This window comes from Cupriavidus sp. CPT47-8839-RL05A, from assembly GCF_058792255.1.
Window position 1 is genome coordinate 114,569 of the sequence record NZ_JBYTEG010000011.1, and the last position, 18,251, is coordinate 132,819.

Consider the following 18,251-nt stretch of genomic DNA (forward strand, 5'->3'; position numbering starts at 1 on the left):
TCGCGTACCCGTTTCTGCGAACCGTGGTGAACAACGTATGTCCGCATCATGGTGGCTTTTCACTCCATGCGGCGAAGGCATTGGCAACGCCGAACCGAAGCTGCCCCTAGAGACGAGCCTTCGTGTCAGGCTGGTCAGCAGGCGGGCGGGTGGGCCTCTGCGCATCGCTCCGGTAGGCGGGGAAGAAGCCACTCAGGTCGTCCAGTACCGATGCCGTATTGCCCGCCAGCGCCACATACCGTTGCGGATCGACCACCACCCGTTGGGTGCGAAACACATGGGTATCAGCTGAAAAGCCGGCCTTGAACTCGAACAGCGAATCCTGCTGCGAGCCCAGGCCTCCACCCAAATGAAGGCGCTTGTAACCATTCTGGCGCCCCCATTCTCGGGCCGTGTGGATAATCAGCTTGGCCGGCTGACGGTGGCGGAATTTGTCTTCGGCCGCGGACAGGTGATATTGCATAATGCCGGCCTGTGGTGCCACTGTGAACGTCGCGCCACCGATGATGCGCCCTTCTTCCTCGGCGACGAACAGTAGCAACTCGTCGCCGAGTTGCTCGATCAGGGCCTCATAGTAGGACTGCCCGAAATAGTAGTAACTCGATGCACCAAGCCTGTCCATGGCGCGGTTGTAGACATCGACAAAACACGGAATGCTCTCGAATTTCGTGTCCAGCCGTACGGTGACACCGGCGCGCCGAGCACGGTCGATGCCGCGCCTATGACGAGACTGGGTTTCGCGCCAGTGTTCCTCCGGCGTTTTGCAGAGATCGATCGAAACCGTTGGACCGTGCACTACCACCAGGCCAAGTCTGCTCCGCCAGTCCGCGTTGAGGATCGGATGCAGCCGGATAAACCATGACACGCAGCCTTGCTCGCGCAGGAATGAAACTGCAGCCTGCATGGCCTCGTCGGCAAAGCCATCCCGCGCCGCCCCGGTAACAACAGGGCCGGCATAGCCATAGGGCGACGTTGCATCCCAGATGCCTGCACCGAGCTCACGACGCAAGATCGGCACCAGCAACTCGTGTTTGCCATCACTCACATGCACCGCCAGTGCAATCCCGCCATCAGCATGCTCAGCGGCTCGCAGCCAGCCCGGCTTTTGGTGGCAGTCGTGCCAGCAACGCTTCAGAAGATCGCGCCATTCGGCATCATCCGATCTAAACAGATTGGCATGCACCAGGTCTTCCCAAAGAGTCATTATTTTGGTCGACCGTCACGTCGCATTACCCCCAGCACCGCAAGACGGTCACTACGGTCTTTCCCGTATCAGGGTTCACATGAATGTGCCGCAAGTACTGCAGTGATATGCCCTGCCGCTCCGTACCGAGCAACTGGACAGCGTGCCTGGCTGTCTTGCGCCCGGCCGGAATCGCGGCCGCACAGGCCAAAAATAATAGCAATGCCAACATTATCGGAGTGCACCTGCTTTGCAGGCGCGTCGGCATACCGGCATTGAACGTGCAAATTGCCAGCCCGATGACGGCACCTGTCAGGGTCTCCGCAATGGTATGGTAGTGTCCCGCCACCAGCACGACGCACATCAGGGCCGACATCCCAAGCCCCGCCAACCACCCACAGCGCGCCCCACGTACGCTGATTCGCGCGCCCATCAACATCAGCAATACCGGGTAGGTCGCTGTTGTCAGCATGGCATGGCCGCTGACAACGTACAAGTCAATCGCGGGCCAGGACCAGCCACTGGACGCGAACGCGAGCTTGTCCGCGGCAACCAGGGCCGCCCCCGATCCGAACCAGACCAGCCAACGCAAGGCGTGGCGCCATTGCCCAGCGCCGGTCAGCCATAGCGCAATAGCGGCCGCCAGCGGCAAAACCAACCTGCTGTCCCCAAGCAGGATTAGTGGCATCCAGGGACTCATCGTTGCCCCCGCCGCCGGCCGGCGCGGCTATGACATATCCATCCGATCATGCAACCGCTCGCGTGGCAGACCGCATCACAGCACACGCCATCGCGCCAGTCTTCTCGATCTCGGCCGCGGTCAGGGTCGGGTGCACCAGAAACATCAGGCTGGTCGCACCCAGCATGCGCGCCACAGACAGCCGCTCAGCCGGGCGCCAGCCGGTATCCTCGAAGGCCTTCTCCAAGTAGACCTCTGAGCACGTTCCCGCGTAGCAGGGCACGCCGCCGGCGTTGATTTCGGCCATGATGCGGTCGCGGTCCCAGCCAGCGTTCAGCGCATGCGGCCGGACGTAGGCGTAAAGCTTGTACCAGGCGTGCTGGCAGTCGGCAGGTGGCAGCGGCACGTGCAACGCAGGACAGCAAGCGAGCGCCTGGATCAGCGCCATCGCGTTGGCAGTGCGCTGGCGAGTCCAATGCTCCATGCGCCTGAGCTGCAGGCGGCCGATCGTGGCCTGCAGCTCCAGCATGCGCCAGTTGGTGCCGAAAGACTCGTGCAGCCAACGGAATCCAGGCGGATGGGGGCGCTGGTACACGGCCTCCCAGCTCTTTCCGTGATCCTTGTAAGACCACATGCGCGACCAAAGCGCCTCGTCGTTGGTGGTCACCATGCCACCTTCGCCGCCGGTGGTCATGATCTTGTCCTGACAGAAAGACCAGGCACCGACATGTCCGACTGTGCCAACAGCACGCCCGCGATAACGAGCCCCATGCGCCTGCGCACAATCTTCGATGACCTTCAACCCTCTCGATCGCGCCAGTTCCATGATCGGGTCCATGTCGCACGGATAGCCCGCGAGATGCACGCAGATGATCGCACGCGTTCTTGGCGTCAGCACGCGCGCAATGGTATTCGCCGTCAGATTGCCGCTATCGGCATCGACATCGGCAAACACCGGAATCGCACCGGCATTGACCACGCACGAAATGCTGGCGATGAATGTCCGCGGCGTGACCACCACCTCATCCCCGGGGCCGACGTCCAGCGCCTTGAGGGCAAGGTCCAGCGCGAGCGTACCGTTTGCCAGCGCGACCGCGTAGGACGAGCCGGTCCACTCGGCAAACTCCTTCTCGAACGCCCTGCATTCGGCGCCGGTCCAATAGTTCACCCGGTTCGAAAGCAGTACCCGCTGCACGGCGGCTGCCTCCTCGGTAGTAAAGCTCGGCCAGGGAGAAAAACCGCTGTCTAACATGGTCATCCACCTCAGCAATCGAAGTCGGCACGGGCGTCGCAGTCTCCATGGCATCCGCCACAAAGCCGAACAAACATATGGGGGACTCGTTGCACGATGCCGCCCGCTTTGCTCATGGAAGCTGCGTTTATCTAATCAGACCTGACCTCGGGCGTGAAGCCGGCCAGATGGACTAGTTCGCACAGTTGAGACTCATGTGCGCTCTCCCGGACTTATGCACTTTCGTACGCGAACGCACCTTGCGACATTACGCGTCGCCGGGCAAAACCCATAATGGCTTCCATCTGCACCAGTGTCGAAGGCATTCCGTCGCCCGGACGGCATTAAAGGCAAGTCGGGCGTCAATGCCGGCAGCAAGATGCCGGTTGCCGCCACAGCCTTTCCCTAAGAAAACTCAAAACAATGGAGAACGCCGCGAAACCGCTGTTGTGTGTCCCGCCATTGGGCGCACCTGGGTTATGGTCTGGTCGCAGCCGGACCTCAGCTGTGATGACGTGAGGCCTTGGCAAATGAAAAATCTCCTGTCGCAGTGGCTTATAGCGCTACCAAGACGCCATAAGGTGGCACTCATGTTGTCGGCGGACCTGCTGGCGTTGCCCCTGTGCTTCGCGCTGGCGTTGTTCCTGCGCGCGGGCAATCCCGAACTGCTGGTGCAGTACGGCATGGCGCCGCCGCTCATCATTGCCGCATGTACGATCCCCGTCTTCTCGCTGAGCGGGCTGTATCGGACTGTGATCAGATATTTTGATCTGAAGGTTCTCTGGACCACCGGCATCAGCCTGGCCTGCCTGGTCGGACTCACCTATGCACTCTCGTTCCTTGTGCATCTCGACCGGCTGCCTCGTAGCGGTCTGCTCATCTACTGGTTCATTGCATTTGCCTATCTTGTGACGTCACGCTTCGTCGCACGCTCGTTGCTGACGTTCTCCCAAGAAAAAAATCGCCAGGCTCAGCGCGATCGCTCGGCGTTGCGTGTTGGCATCTTCGGTGCTGGCGAAGCAGGATTCCAGTTAGCCATTGCCATGCGATCAAGCGTTGGCCACAAGGCGGTATGCTTCTTCGACGACGATATTACGCTCAACCGCAATATCTTCGCCGACCTGCCGGTCTATCACAGCAACCAAATGCGCGAGCAGATTCAGCAGCACGGCATCCATGAGGTCGTACTGGCGGTGCCGTCACTGTCTGTCGAGCGCCGCCGGCAGATTATCGACAGACTGCACCGCTATTCAGTCAGCGTGCGCACGCTGCCCAGCCTGTTGGAACTGGTAGATCGAAAAATCAGCGTGCAGTCCATCCGCGACGTCAGCATCGAGGACCTGCTGGGCCGCGACAGTGTCCGACCTCGCGAAGAACTGTTCGCCAAATGCATCCATCGCAAGACGGTCATGGTCACCGGCGCAGGCGGGTCCATCGGCAAGGAGCTGTGCCGCCAGATCGCGACCCAGGATCCCCAGCGCCTGATCCTGTTCGAACACTCGGAGTACGCGCTCTACGCGATCGAGCAAGAACTCAGGCTGCGTTACCCCGAGTTGGAGATCACCGCACGGATCGGCTCCGTCTGCGATGCCACGGCAGTCTCCGCCGCGCTGCGCGGCCAGCGTGTGGACACGATCTACCACGCCGCGGCCTACAAGCATGTGCCGCTGGTGGAAGCGAACATGCCGGAAGGCATACGCAACAACGTGCTAGGGTCGTGCACAGTCGCCAATCTTTCGGACCATTTCGGCGTGCAAACCTGCGTGCTGGTGTCCACCGACAAGGCTGTACGGCCCACCAACGTGATGGGGGCCAGCAAGCGCATTGCCGAGCTCGTGTTCCAGGCCGCGGCCGCGCGCCCGAGCACGCGCACTACCTTCTCGATGGTTCGCTTCGGCAATGTGCTGGGCTCATCCGGCTCCGTGGTACCGCTGTTCCGCAAGCAGATCCGCGAGGGCGGGCCCATCACGATCACGCATCCGGATGTGATCCGCTTCTTCATGCTGATCCCGGAGGCGGCCCAGCTCGTCATCCAGGCCGGCGCCATCGCCAAGGGCGGTGAGGTTTTCGTGCTGGACATGGGCAAGCCGGTACGCATTGTTGATCTGGCGCGCACGATGATCGAGATGTCCGGGCTGGTCGAGCGTACACGCAAGAATCCAAGTGGCGACATTGAGATCAAGTTCGTCGGGCTGCGACCGGGCGAAAAGCTTTACGAGGAACTGCTGATCGGCGGTGACGTCACGCCCAGTGTGCACGAACGCATCATGTGCTCGCATGAGCCATGCTTGGAAGAGGCCGATCTGCACAGCAGGCTGGACCGGCTATTCGCCGCCTGCGAAATGCGCGACGAAATCGCGATCCAGACGGCGGTGCAGTTGATCGTGCCGGAATACGCTCCCTACAGCTCGCTGGATGCAACCCGCTCTGGCGAACGAAGGCCGAAATCAGCGGAAGAGGCCCGCGAGCCGTTACACGCGACGATCCGGAAAATCACGGCACGTGGCCTGCTTGGCGACAGTCCGGATGAGCTCAAACCGGCAAGTGCCGTGAGTCGTGGCGATGTGCCCTGACCCACGAACCGGCGTTGAAGACGGATAACGCCGGACGCTATATCGAAGCTGTCACCTTCCAATGGATTTACATCCTTCCCGTGGCCCATCTCGTGAACCGGCAGTTCCCTGCCAAGGGGAATCGGCAATGAAAGGACCTCGCATCCTGGTGCTTACAAGGTACGGACGGCTTGGCGCATCGTCTCGTCTGCGCGGCCTGCAATTTCTGCCATGGCTGGAACGCGCCGGCCTGTCGGTGACGGTGCAGCCGCTGCTATCTGATGCGGTTCTCAGACAGCGCTACAGCCGTGCCGGTTACGTCATCACGTCGCTGCTTCAGTCCTATGCGCGACGTTTGCTCGCGCTGGTCAGGCGGCGAGACTTTGACCTCATCTGGATCGAGAAAGAGGCGCTCCCTTGGTTCCCGGTCTGGCTGGAAAGTGGCCTGTTGAAGGGGGTGCCATATATTCTGGACTACGATGACGCGCAGTTCCATGTCTATGATCTCCATCGTTCCGCACTGGTGCGATCCTTGTACGGTCGTCGTTTGGACACCCTGATGTCGGGCGCCCGCCTGGTCATCGCCGGGAACGAGTACCTGGCGGAGCGCGCAAGGCGCGCAGGCGCGAGTTGGGTCGAGATTGTCCCGACAGTCGTCGAACTGGGCCGCTACACCGTCCAGCGTCGACTGAGCGAGAATCCTGCCACGCCTTTGCGTATTGTCTGGATCGGCTCGCCCTCCACTGTCAAGTACCTGGGTGTTCTGAAATCAGCCCTAGCTTCCCTGGCCGACCACCATGAATTCACCCTGCGCGTGATAGGCAGCCAGTTCAGCGCCCCGGGCGTGGACGTGGAATGCATCCCCTGGACCGAAGACACGGAGGCTGCCTCCATTGCGGATTGCGACGTCGGTATCATGCCGCTCGTCGATTCTCCATGGGAACGAGGCAAATGCGGGTACAAGCTGATCCAGTACATGGCATGCGGCCTGCCAGTGATCGCCTCGCCAATAGGGGTCAACCAGGAGATTGTGCGGGATACCTTTAATGGCTTTCTGGCGCGGGGCGAGGCGGACTGGATCTCGAGACTGTCGCTATTGCTCACTAGCGCCGAGCTTCGAGACACCATGGGGAGAGCTGGACGCGGGCTCGTCGAAAACCTCTACTGCGTGCAAAAGATAGCCCCGAAAATGGCGACCATGTTCTCGCAGGCCGCAACATCAACACGATGACATCCAAACTCAAACCTGACACTCCGGCCGGATACGAAAGGGAAGACGGCTAGCCCCGCCAGGAAACTGCGCCTCGGTTCGCTCATGGTTAGACGGGCTCCACCCTGTGGGTATCCAGATTTCCGGCAACGACGTCACGGGCAGCGGACCTCATGATCCTCTGCACGTCAGGCCGGACGACTCAAGGCCCAATCCATGGATGTGCGATCCGGGCAAGCGATGCTCCACGCGCCCTGCGTCTGCCGGCGCCTACTCGAACCCCATCTCGCGCAGCATCGCCGCGTTGACCTTGCGCACGTCGTACTTGCTTTCGGCGATCTGGCGCGAGCGCTGGCCCATGTTTACGACCTTTTCCCAGTCCTCTATCAGCTGCATCATGGCCTGCTCCAGCGCGCCGACTGACCTGACCGGCACCAGCAGGCCGTTGTCTCCATCAACCACCGTCTCGCGGCAGCCCGGTGCATCGGTGGTGATGATGGGGCGCCCCATCGCCATGGCTTCGAGCACGGAACGCGGTGTGCCCTCTCCGTAGGAAGGCAGCACGTAGATGTTGCAGCCAGCAATAGCCGGGCGGACGTCGGACAGGCGACCGAGGTAGTCGATGGTTCCATCGGCCACCCATGCGTCAAGTTCCTGCTGCGCGATGGCGTCGGGGCCGTTGTCGATCCAGCCGACCAGGCTGAAGCGCGCTCTGGCGCCCCGCGCCCGGATGCGCCGAGCCGCCTCGGCATACTCGCGCACGCCTTTGTCGCCCAGCAGGCGGGCGATCAGCAGGAAGCGGGGGCTGTCGTCCGGCAAGGGCGCGACTTGGAAGCTGGCGACGTCGACGCCGGAGCCGTTGACGATACACGAACGCCTGTCGGGTGGCAGGATCTCGGACCGGCGGAACAGCGCCTCGTCATCCGGATTCTGGAAAAAGGTGGTATCTGTCCGGCTGAGTGCCAGCGCATACAGCCGCTGCACCACGGCACGCAGGCCGTTCCTGCCCCTGTCCTCGCCAAAGGCGTAGCCCAGCCCCGTGATCAACGCGAAGCGGCGTGGCACACGGGCCAGCCAGGCCGCCAGCATGCCGTAGATGACGGGCTTGATCGTATAGCACATTACGCAGTCAGGCCTGACCCGCCGCATCAGGCGATGCAAAGCGAGCAGCGTGCGCGCGTCGGCCAGCGGGTTCTTGCCGTTACGTTCGAGGGGAACGTGATGCACGACCACGCCGCGCGACTCCAGCGCGGTGCGGATGGAGTGTCCCACCGGCATGTCCGGCGCGGCGACATGCATCTCCAGTCCCTTTTCCTGCAATGCCTCCATGAGCGGGCCGCGAAACGCGATCAGCGACTCGGCAAAGCTCGCGATCATCAGAAAGCGCATGCCGGCCTCCAATTGAATTCAACCCGGCAGGCCTGTTCGGGGGAAGTCTGCTGTGCGGTTTCGTGTGCTAACCAAGCCTGGAACATGAGCACACACCACAGCGGATGCTGCCAATTGCGCTGCCCGGAAAGATGTTCTGCCCACCGCCTGCGAACCGGTTCCGGATTCAGATAGCCCTCGCGTCGCAAGCGCTGCGCGTCAAGAAGATCCTCAGCCCAGTCACGCAGCGGCCCTCGCAACCAGGCGTCGATCGGGACGCCAAAACCCATCTTCGGCCGCTCGATCAGTTCACTGGGCACGTAGCGGTCAAGGACGCGTCTGAGCGCCCACTTTGTGGTGTAGCCGACGCCTTCCCGGCGGATCTTGTAAGCCAGGGGCAGGCGCCAGGCAAACTCGACCACGTGGTGATCGAGGAACGGCACGCGCGTCTCCAGGCTTCGCGCCATAGCCGCGCGGTCGACTTTGGTGAGGATGTCGTCGGGCAGATAGGTCAGCATATCGGACGCCATCATGCGTTCTACGTCGCTCAGCGTCTCGAGCGAACCCATGGCGCTGTCCAGCACAGAGGCCAGCTCCGCCCCACCCACGACGATTGCCTTCGGGAATTGCCACTGGGAAACCATGCCAAGGTAGAGCTCGTTTGCAGAGCGCGCGGCCATGACGCCGGCACCTTTGTGGACCTTTTCGCCCACGTTGGCCCAGCGCGAAGCCATGGGAAGCGATGCTGCGATCTGATTGATCCGGCGCGGAGAGAGGCGGGTCAGCCCCCATGCCGCTGCGGCGCGCACTGGGCGGGGAATGTGAGCAAGTCGATGCCACAGTTCGGCCGTGATCTGGTAGCGGTTATACCCGCCGAACAACTCATCGCCCGCGTCGCCCGAGAGCGACACCTTAACGTGCTGCCTGGCCAGTTCGCTGACAAGCAGCGTCGGGATCTGCGAGGAGTCGGAGAACGGCTCGTCGTAGATTTCGGGCAGCTCCGGGATGACCGCCATCGCATGCTCCGGCGTGACGTACAGCTCGGTATGGCTCGTGCCCAGATGCCGGGCGACGGCCTTCGCGTGCGCGGCTTCGTTGTAGTCCGAGTCATGGAAGCCGATGGAGAATGTGCGGATCGGCTGGGACGACTGGGACTGCATCAGCGCCACTACGGTCGAGGAGTCGACGCCGCCGGAAAGAAAGGCGCCCAGTGGCACGTCCGACATCATCTGGCGGCGCACCGCCTCGCGCAACAGCGCCTCCAGCCTGTCCACCGCTTGTTCGGGATCACCTGAGAAGGGGTCTTGCTTGCCATTCAGCGCCGCCGCGGCGCCAGACCAGTAGGCGCGCGGCACAGGATCGGGCGCCTGCATGGAGACGGTCAACAGGTGCGCCGGTGGCAGTTTGGCAATGCCGTGGTAGATAGAATGGGCACCGCTCACGTTGTTGTAGCGCATGTACAGGCTCAACGCGTCGCGGTCGATGCGGCCCTCGAATGCCGGATGCGGGCGCAGTGCCTTGAGTTCCGACCCGAAGAGAAAGGTACGGCCTCTGCCTGCCCCTTGCCAGCCGTAGTAGAGCGGCTTTTCTCCGATCCGGTCGCGCGCCAGCGTCAGCGTGCGCGTCTGCCGGTCCCACAATGCAAAGGCGAACATCCCTATGGCGCGCCGGACGGTGGCATCGGCGCCCCAGGCATCGATACTGGCGAGCAGCGTCTCCGTGTCCGAATGCCCTCGCCACTGAGGCGCGGCGCCGACGCCTTCGAGCTCGGCGCGGATTTCGAGATGGTTGTAGATCTCGCCGTTGAACACAATGACGTATCGGCCACTGGCCGCCATCATCGGCTGCTGGCCGGCGGGGGTGAGATCGACAATCGCCAGGCGCCGGTGCGCGAAGCCGAACGGCGCGTGCGGATCGCACCAGAGATCGCCGTGGTCCGGCCCACGGTGGCGGATCCGGCGTGCCATCTCGGACAGCATGGCCGCACGGTCGGGCGGAGCGGCAGGCAAGCCGCCAAGAAATCCTGCGAATCCGCACATCGTTGTCTTCCCCTATCTTCCGGTTACGATCAGACGTCCAGCGCCTGATGCATCTGCACATACCAATGCATCGCCTCGGCCAAGCCGTCGCGAATGCGGTGAGTGGGCCGGTATCCCAGCAGCCGTTTCGCCTTGCCGATGTCCGCCTGGCTGTGGCGCACATCGCCCGCCCGGAAGGCGCGATGGACCGGTTCGGTGTCGGCGGCGATGCCGTAGGGGCCGAGCCCATCGCGAAGAAGCTGGAACAGCGTGCTCAGCGTGGTGCGGTCGCCGACGGCGATGTTGTAGACCTGGCTGTCGCCCTCCTGGCTTTCGCTGGCGGCGGCCAGCAGGTTGGCCTGCACGGCGTTCGCGACGTAGCAGAAGTCGCGGCTCGTTTCCCCGTCGCCATTGATGTAGACAGTTTCACGTCGCAACAGCGCCGCGATCCATCTCGGGATCACGGCCGCATAGGCGCCGTTGGGGTCCTGGCGCGGTCCGAACACATTGAAGTAGCGCAGTCCGACGGCATGCACGCCGTAGCAGCGGGCGAAGACGTCTGCGTACAGCTCGTTCGCGCACTTGGTGACCGCATATGGGCTCAAGGGCTTGCCAATGTTTTCTTCCACCTTCGGCAGGCCCGGGTGGTCGCCGTAGGTGCTGCTGCTTGCCGCATAGACGAAGGTTTTGACCTGGGCGTCGCGGGCGGCGACCAGCATGTTCAGGAAGCCGCTGATGTTGACACTGTGAGTCGAGATGGGGTCTTCCAGGCTGCGGGGCACGGAGCCGAGAGCCGCCTGATGCAGCACGAAATCCACCGGATACACGTCGGCGGCTGCTCCCTTGGCCTGGGGCTCGCGAAATACCATGGCGCTGCGGCAATGCTCGAAGTTGCGGATATCCCCTTCGATGAACTGGAAATTGGCCCACTGCCTGGGCGACACCAGCGCCTCGACCTCGCAGAGATTGCGGCGATGGCCAGTGGAGAAGTTGTCCAGGCCTACAACGCGCTGGTCTAGCCGCAACAATGTTTCCAGCAGATTGCTGCCGATGAATCCGGCGACGCCGGTGACAAGCCACGTGCATGGCGTAGCGGCCAGGCGGACCTTGAGAGGCGCGTAGCTGTTGGCTTCCATGGCTTGCTCTTGTGCCGTGCCGGTTCCGGCTGCTTTCCGGGCATTCCTACAGGCGTGCGTCAACTTCGCTCCTCGGCAAGATTCCTTTCACGTCGAACAGCACCGCATGGGGCTTGCCGAAGGCCTTGATTGCTCTCACGCCCATGGTGACGAACTGGTGATGGGGCACGGCCAGCACGATCGCGTCGTACTGATCGCACCGCGGAGGCTCGCGCAGGCACGCCAGGCCATATTCCTCCTCGGCTTCCTCGACGTTGATCCAGGGGTCATAGACGTCGATCTCGGCGTTGTAGCCCCGCAGCGTCGTCACGATGTCCACGGCCTTGGTATTGCGCACGTCCGGACAGTTCTCCTTGAAGGTCAGGCCAAGCACGAGGATGCGGCTGCCGAGCACGGGAATACCCCGACGCAACATGAGCTTCACCACCTCGTCGGCAACGTGGAAGGCCATCTTGTCGTTGATGCGCCTTCCGGCCAGGATCACCTGCGGGTGATAGCCGACCTCCTGCGCCTTATGCGTGAGATAGTAGGGATCGACGCCGATGCAGTGCCCGCCAACCAGGCCCGGGCGGAATGGCAGGAAGTTCCACTTCGTGCCGGCAGCCCTCAGCACTTCGAGCGTGTCGATTCCCAATTTATGGAAGAGCAGGCTGAGTTCGTTCATCAGCGCAATGTTCACGTCCCGCTGGGTGTTCTCGATGACCTTCGCGGCCTCGGCCACACGAATGCTGCTCGCGCGGTGCGTGCCGGCCACAATGATCTTCCGGTAGAGCTCGTCGATGGCCTCGCTGACCTCGGACGTACTGCCGCTGGTAACCTTACGGATATCCGGCAGCCGGTGCTCCCTGTCGCCCGGGTTGATGCGTTCCGGGCTGTATCCGCAGAAGAAGTCCGCGTTGAATTTCAGGCCGCTATGCCGTTCCAGCACCGGCACGCAGATCTCCTCGGTGGCGCCTGGGTAGACGGTCGATTCGTAGATCACTACGGCGCCTGGCGCCATTGCGCGGCCCACTGTCTCGCTCGCCAGGATCAGCGGTGTCAGGTCCGGACGCTTGGCCTTGTCCACCGGCGTGGGTACGGTAACGACAAAGACCTTGCAGTCCCTCAGGGCCGCGGGGTCGCTGCTGTAACTCAGGTGGCGTGCGCTGCGCAGGTCATCCGGGCTGACCTCCAGCGTGGCATCCCGGCCGCTGCGCAGCTCATCGATGCGCGCGGCATTGATGTCGAAGCCCACGACGGGCCGCTGCTTGCCGAACTCCACCGCGAGCGGCAGGCCGACGTAACCCAGGCCGATGATGGCGATTTGTGCATTACTGAGGTCCATGGCCGTGATCTCCTGGGTGAGTGAGCCTGACGGGGCCGGCATGGAAGAGCGGACTTTTGAAGGATTATCCGGGGCGGGCAGCGCTCTGTGCGCGGGGCTTCGTGCCTTGGCGTACAGAAGACCGGATGGATAGCGGGCGCGCCGCGCCTTCAATCGGACCGGGCGAATCGGAAATCTGTGGATACATTGCGCAGCTCGGGCTGTTTCAGTGGATTGGGGAAATACTGGCCCAGGGTTCTTCTTCAGCACCGTTGCCGCCCGCACATTCCCGGGCCGGGCAGCAAGGACAATTGGCCGGCAGCACAACTTGAGACGAAGCTGCCAAACTCGGCCGCAGCCGACCGCTGGGGTCTGGCAACGACGCCGCGCTATGGCTGTCGTTCTAAAGGCTGAATGCGATGCTGCGCGCCCGAGGAAAAGCGCATGGACGGTGCCTCGCCCACTGCGCTCTCATCCTCAGGGATGAGTCCTCCGATCAGACGCCCAAATGCAGCCTGCCCGCTTTCCACCCATGGCGGCGAACCCGACCAGTGTGCGAGAGCGCACCGAGTAATTGCTTGTGCCTCCCTACGATGCAATAGCTGAGACATGCATGGGGCACCATGTCCGCTCGTATCCATAAAGGAGACTGCTATGAGACCGATCCCGGCCGGGAAGGACTCAGGTGGGGTGGGACTAGGATGGCTCTGCCATGCCATCACATCATGCTTCGTCTTGCTTGGCTCTGTATTGGTGCTGGCCGCACGCGCCGCGTCGCCAGGCACGTATTCCGGGTTGAAGACAAAAGTTGCGGCAATCGGACCCGACGCTGTGCCAGACGTGACTGACATGGTACGGTGGGGCCACATGATCAACCTGCCGCTCCCCGTCACCCAGCCCATGTTCAGTACCATCAGTGTTGTCTGACAGGCGCGACAGCATGATCAGGTCCATCCTTGTCATCTGCGTCGGCAACGTTTGCCGCAGCCCGATGGCAGCGTGCCTGCTCCGGCGCGCCTTGCCGGGCTGCGAGATCGCCTCGGCAGGACTCGCGCCTCCGATTGGCGCGAATGCCGATCCGCGTGCGATCAGGCTGCTGGCAGATGAGGGCTGTGATCTCGCCAGCCATCGCGCGCGCGCCGTCGACGCGATCATGGTGGCAGCTGCCGAGCTGGTCCTGGTGATGGACAACGAACAGCGCACGGAACTGGAGTTGCTCTTTCCGCAAGCCCGGGGAAAGACATACCGCCTTTGCGAATTTGTGCCTGCGGATGTGCCGGATCCGTACGGCGGCTCCCTCAGTATGTTCAACATCGTACTGGGGCTGATCAAGCAAGGCATCGAGACGTGGTCGGCACAGATTGAGGCTGCAACATCCGCACACACCGATGGAGACGCATCATGAAGACAGTCGGTACACGCGAAGCCGTGTCCAACGGTCAGGGTGCCTATGCCAAGCCGATTGGCCTGACCGCCTATCTTGATGCTGCGGCAGCTTTGCATCCCCCGTGCCCCGGCATCTGGAAGGTCACCGGAGACTTCGGCCTGCGTAATAGCCAAAAAAGCCGCAGCGCGCGCAGGCATGATGTGCTTGCGACCATCTAGCAGCGGGCTTCGCAGACGTCGCATTCAGTGTGCGACAACGCACCGAATCGGGGAGCAGCCCCTCCTACGATGCAATCGTCGGGGGGCATGGCATATACGGTGCGATGTCCACTGCTATCAGCAAGGAGATCGCCGTGAGACCAGTCAATTGGCGCATTCATTCCCGGACCTTCGCTACCGATCGCCATAATGTCCTTTCCAGTCTGGCGATAGTTATTGCTACAGGTCTGCTCGCGGCTTGCGCCGCGTCGCCGGGCATGTACTTCGACAACAAGGCGGTAGTGAGTGCAATCGGGCCCGATGTCGTACCCAAGGTGACACCGATCACCCTCGATCTGGTGAAAGCTCAACGCAGTAAGGCTCGTACGGACAACGAGCGGGTCGAGGAACTGTTCGCGACTCCGCAGCCTTATCGGATCGGCCCTGGCGACATCATCTCGGTCGTGGTGTGGGACCATCCGGAACTGGTCTTTCCCACCCAGACCTACAGCATCGGAGCCGCCTTTGAGCCCCCCACGTCGACCGGTGGCTCCAACGTGCCTGGCTATGTGGTCAGCGCGCAGGGCGATATTCAGTTCCCCTACGCCGGCGTCATGAAGGTGGCCGGCAGAACGGCAAACGATGTTCGCAACCAGATGGCGCGCGTGCTGTCGCGAGTGGTCAGGGATCCGCAGATGACGGTTCGCGTGCTCGGCTTCCGCAGCCAGCGCGTCTATGTCGACGGCGAGGTCAAGACGCCTGGCATGCAGGCCATCGACGATGCGCCGATGACGCTGGTGGAAGCGCTCAACCGCGCCGGCGGTGTGCTGAACCTGACCGGTGACAACAGCCGCATTCGTGTTACCCGCGGCGAGCGCAGTTGGTATGTCAACATCCCCGCGCTGTTGGCCAAGGGTGTCGATCCGGCCCGCATCATGCTGCGCTCCGGCGATATTGTCCGCGTGGAACAGCGCGAGGACAACAAGATCTTCGTCACCGGCGAAGTGGTGCGCCCGGCCTCCCTGCTGATGCGCAATGGGCGGATGACACTGAACGAGGCGCTTGGCGATGCCGGTGGGGTCAATCCGAGTTCGGCCAATGCGGAGCAGATCTACGTGATCCGCAAGGCGGCCGATGGCGAACCCAATATATTCCACCTGGACGGCAATTCGCCAGCAGCGCTGGCCATCGCCGAGGGTTTCGAGTTGGAACCGAAGGACGTGGTGTATGTGGACGCACGCCAGGTCGTCCGCTGGAGTCGCGTGATCAACCAGCTGATACCGAGTACGCAGCCGGTGTTCAGTGCCACAAGCGCACTGCGATAACGGGACGCGAGAGATGGTTCGCTCAATCCTGGTCATTTGCGTCGGCAACGTCTGCCGCAGCCCGATGGCGGCTTGCCTGCTGAGCCGTGTCCTGCCCGCATGCGATGTGGTTTCTGCCGGGCTCGCACCGCCAGTTGGTGCACCCGCCGACCCGAGCGCTGTCAGGTTGCGTGCGAGCGAGGGATACGATCTCGCCGGTCATCGCGCCTGCGCTGCCGATGAAGCGCTCGTGGCGGTGGCAGGCCATATCCATACGGATGTTCGCCGGGCATGTTCGTTATCGTGCTGGAACTGATCAAGCAGGGCATCGCATCATGGTCTATGCGGCTGGAGGAAGTCGTACCGGCCGATGGTCAAGGAGAGGCATCATGAAAACGGTCAGTACGCGGGACAATGTCCCCGCTGGTGCGGACGATTGCGGCACAGCAGTGGATCTGACCGCCTATCTCGATTTGCTGGTTCGCTATCGCCGGACCTTCCTGTCCGTAGCCGGGCTGGTCATCGGCGTAGGCCTTGTCTATGCCCTTGTTGCCAAGCCGATCTACCGCGCCGACATGACGGTGCAGGTGGAGGAATTGAGCGGCAATGCCTCCAACAGGCTCGCGGCCGGCGTCTCGCCGGTGTTTGACGTCAAGCCCGCCGCTTCTGCCGAGATCGAACTCCTGCGTTCACGAATGGTGGTCGGCAAGGCGGTCGACAACCTGCGCCTGTATATCGAGGCCGCGCCGCGCTATTTCCCCCTGATTGGTCCGGCCATCTCCAATTTCAACCCGGAGCTGTCGCGCCCGGGGCTGTTTGGATGGGGCGGCTTTGCCTGGGGACATGAGTCGATCACCGTGCCCCAGCTCGACGTGCCTGCGCCGATGGAGGAGCGCAAGATCATGCTGACAGCGCTGGGTGACAACCAGTATCGGGTGCGGTTCGCCAGCGACAATGCCGAGGCTACGGGCACAGTTGGAACGCCGTTGGCAATCACCACCGCCACCGGCACGGTCACCATGCTGGTCAGCCAGCTCGATGGGCGCCCCGGCAGCCAGTTCGTGCTCCGTCGACTGCCTCGCAGCGCGGCCATCACGCGGCTGCAGGAGCGGCTGATGATCGGCGAGCGTGGCAAGCAAAGCGGCGTGCTTGGCGTGTCGCTGGAAGGCATCTCGGCGAGCATGACGGCAGCGGTCCTCAACGAGATCGGCAACGCCTATGTCGACCAGAACATCCGCCGCAAAGCTGCGGAAGCGGAAAAGTCGCTGGCCTTTCTCGAGCAACAGCTACCGGTGCTCAGGCAGCAGGTCGACGCGGCCGAGACCCGTTACAACGCGATGCGCAATCAGCGCGGCACGATCGATCTCAGCGAAGAGTCCAAGCTGATCCTGGGACAATCGGTGCAAATCCAGACCAGGCTGCAGGAATTGCAGCAGAGGCGGCAGGAACTGGCTGCGCGCTTTACTGCAAACCACCCGGCCATTGCACTGATCGATAATCAGATTGCCGGCCTGAACGCTCAGTTGAATGGCGTATCCGGGCGCATCCAGAAGCTGCCGGATGTAGAGCAGAACGTGCTGCGCCTGATGCGCGACGTCAAGGTCAGCACCGAGTCGCTCCAGTCGCTGCTAAACGATGCCCAACAGCTCAGGCTAATCAAGGCGAGCAAGGTGGGCACCGCGCGGATGGTCGACCCGGCAGATGTACCGCTCAAGCCAGTGCGCCCTAACCGGGTGATGATTGCCGGAATGTCATTGGCCATGGGCTTGTTTGCCGGCCTTCTGGTGATCTTTGTGCGCCACGCTCTCGATGGCGGCATCGCCGATGCGGATGAAATCGAGCGGCAGACAGGCATGACCGTCTACTCGACCATCCCCTTCAGCAGGCAGCAGTCGCTGCTACCATCCGGAGGCGGGCTACTGGCGCTCCAAAAGCCGGACGACCCCGCCATGGAGAGTCTGCGCAGCTTCCGCACCGCGTTGCGGTTCGCCCTTGCAGGCAACAACAGCCGGACGGTGGTGATCAGCGGCCCCGCGCCAGGCGTCGGCAAGTCCTTCATCTGCGCCAACTTCGCCGCGATTGCCGCAGCCGGGCACCGTGTGGTGCTCATCGATGCCGACCTGCGCCGCGGCGGCTTGCATGGCCTCTTCGAGGCCAAGCGGGGTCCCGGCCTGACTGAGCTGCTGATGGGTGCGCCGCTGGAGCACGTCATACAGCGGCAGGTGGCGCCCGGCCTGGATTTCATCTCGACCGGCACCAAGCCTCCGCACACGGCGGATCTGCTGCTGAGCCCGGGCATGGATTCTCTGCTGGCGCAACTCAAATCGCGCTATGACCTCGTGCTGATCGATACGCCGCCAGTGCTCGCGGCCGCTGACGCCGGCATCCTGGCCGGCAAGGCAGGCGCCGTATTCCTCGTGGCGCGCGCCGAGAAGACCACCGCCGGCGAGCTGGTCGCGGCGCAGCGAACCATCCGCCAGGCTGGCGCAGAGGTCAAGGGCGTGCTGTTCAACGGGCTCGTGATCGAGGGACGCTGGTATCGGGCCCACAATTACTTCGGCAAGTATCGCTATCTCGCCGAGTACGGCAATGCACCGACCAAGCAGGCTTAGATAAACGGTGGCGGCCGGTACGGGCGCCACCGTTGCCTTTCAGCCACCGTCGGCCTCAGTTTCGTTTCTTC

General features: G+C 62.7%; 14 protein-coding genes. 7 read left to right on the forward strand and 7 right to left on the reverse strand.

What is annotated here, in order from left to right:
* Nucleotides 1-106: 106 nt before the first annotated feature.
* From AC3WVS_RS15445 to AC3WVS_RS15455, 3 genes are read right to left on the reverse strand one after another with little or no spacing between them, the layout of a single operon-like run.
* A complete protein-coding gene (locus AC3WVS_RS15445) occupies nucleotides 107-1,204 on the reverse strand; it encodes a lipid II:glycine glycyltransferase FemX (protein WP_492319354.1) in 1,098 nt (365 codons plus the stop codon).
* 25 nt (nucleotides 1,205-1,229) lie between these two features.
* A complete protein-coding gene (locus AC3WVS_RS15450) occupies nucleotides 1,230-1,871 on the reverse strand; it encodes a hypothetical protein (protein WP_492319355.1) in 642 nt (213 codons plus the stop codon).
* 58 nt (nucleotides 1,872-1,929) lie between these two features.
* Nucleotides 1,930-3,114 carry a DegT/DnrJ/EryC1/StrS family aminotransferase gene (locus tag AC3WVS_RS15455; RefSeq protein ID WP_492319449.1) on the reverse strand — a complete coding sequence of 395 codons (1,185 nt, stop codon included), beginning with the start codon at nucleotides 3,112-3,114 and terminating at the stop codon, nucleotides 1,930-1,932.
* Between the two features lie 509 nt (nucleotides 3,115-3,623).
* Between AC3WVS_RS15455 and AC3WVS_RS15460 the strand changes: the two genes are divergently transcribed.
* Nucleotides 3,624-5,666, forward strand: coding sequence for a polysaccharide biosynthesis protein (locus AC3WVS_RS15460; RefSeq protein ID WP_492319356.1), 2,043 nt, complete (start codon nucleotides 3,624-3,626; stop codon nucleotides 5,664-5,666).
* A gap of 127 nt (nucleotides 5,667-5,793) precedes the next feature.
* Nucleotides 5,794-6,876, forward strand: coding sequence for a glycosyltransferase family 4 protein (locus tag AC3WVS_RS15465; protein ID WP_492319357.1), 1,083 nt, complete (start codon nucleotides 5,794-5,796; stop codon nucleotides 6,874-6,876).
* Between the two features lie 249 nt (nucleotides 6,877-7,125).
* On the opposite strand, the gene AC3WVS_RS15470 is transcribed toward AC3WVS_RS15465, so the two are convergent.
* From AC3WVS_RS15470 to tviB, 4 genes are read right to left on the reverse strand one after another with little or no spacing between them, the layout of a single operon-like run.
* Complete coding sequence (locus AC3WVS_RS15470) at nucleotides 7,126-8,244, reverse strand: glycosyltransferase family 4 protein (RefSeq protein WP_492319358.1); 1,119 nt, start codon at nucleotides 8,242-8,244, stop codon at nucleotides 7,126-7,128.
* Entirely contained in the window at nucleotides 8,232-10,262 is a 2,031-nt protein-coding gene (gene asnB / locus AC3WVS_RS15475; RefSeq protein ID WP_492319359.1) for an asparagine synthase (glutamine-hydrolyzing), read from the reverse strand. Before asnB ends, AC3WVS_RS15470 begins: the two co-directional genes overlap by 13 nt.
* A 29-nt stretch (nucleotides 10,263-10,291) precedes the next feature.
* Nucleotides 10,292-11,377: an NAD-dependent epimerase/dehydratase family protein gene (locus AC3WVS_RS15480; RefSeq protein WP_492319360.1), complete on the reverse strand. Its 1,086-nt coding sequence runs from the start codon at nucleotides 11,375-11,377 to the stop codon at nucleotides 10,292-10,294.
* A 46-nt stretch (nucleotides 11,378-11,423) separates the two neighbouring features.
* Nucleotides 11,424-12,701: a Vi polysaccharide biosynthesis UDP-N-acetylglucosamine C-6 dehydrogenase TviB gene (tviB, locus tag AC3WVS_RS15485; RefSeq protein ID WP_492319361.1), complete on the reverse strand. Its 1,278-nt coding sequence runs from the start codon at nucleotides 12,699-12,701 to the stop codon at nucleotides 11,424-11,426.
* A 919-nt stretch (nucleotides 12,702-13,620) separates the two neighbouring features.
* Here tviB and AC3WVS_RS15490 point away from each other — a divergent pair.
* The 5 genes from AC3WVS_RS15490 to AC3WVS_RS15510 all read left to right on the forward strand — a co-directional run bounded on the left by AC3WVS_RS15490 (nucleotide 13,621) and on the right by AC3WVS_RS15510 (nucleotide 18,180).
* On the forward strand, nucleotides 13,621-14,085 hold the full coding sequence (locus tag AC3WVS_RS15490; protein ID WP_492319362.1) for a low molecular weight protein-tyrosine-phosphatase: 465 nt from the start codon (nucleotides 13,621-13,623) through the stop codon (nucleotides 14,083-14,085).
* Nucleotides 14,082-14,285: a hypothetical protein gene (locus tag AC3WVS_RS15495; protein ID WP_492319363.1), complete on the forward strand. Its 204-nt coding sequence runs from the start codon at nucleotides 14,082-14,084 to the stop codon at nucleotides 14,283-14,285. The genes AC3WVS_RS15490 and AC3WVS_RS15495 overlap by 4 nt, the downstream gene beginning before the upstream one ends.
* Nucleotides 14,286-14,377: 92 nt before the next feature.
* On the forward strand, nucleotides 14,378-15,589 hold the full coding sequence (locus AC3WVS_RS15500) for a polysaccharide biosynthesis/export family protein (protein ID WP_492319450.1): 1,212 nt from the start codon (nucleotides 14,378-14,380) through the stop codon (nucleotides 15,587-15,589).
* A 64-nt stretch (nucleotides 15,590-15,653) separates the two neighbouring features.
* Nucleotides 15,654-15,884 carry a hypothetical protein gene (locus AC3WVS_RS15505; RefSeq protein ID WP_492319451.1) on the forward strand — a complete coding sequence of 77 codons (231 nt, stop codon included), beginning with the start codon at nucleotides 15,654-15,656 and terminating at the stop codon, nucleotides 15,882-15,884.
* Between the two features lie 73 nt (nucleotides 15,885-15,957).
* Nucleotides 15,958-18,180 carry a polysaccharide biosynthesis tyrosine autokinase gene (locus AC3WVS_RS15510; RefSeq protein WP_492319364.1) on the forward strand — a complete coding sequence of 741 codons (2,223 nt, stop codon included), beginning with the start codon at nucleotides 15,958-15,960 and terminating at the stop codon, nucleotides 18,178-18,180.
* Nucleotides 18,181-18,251 lie beyond the last annotated feature (71 nt).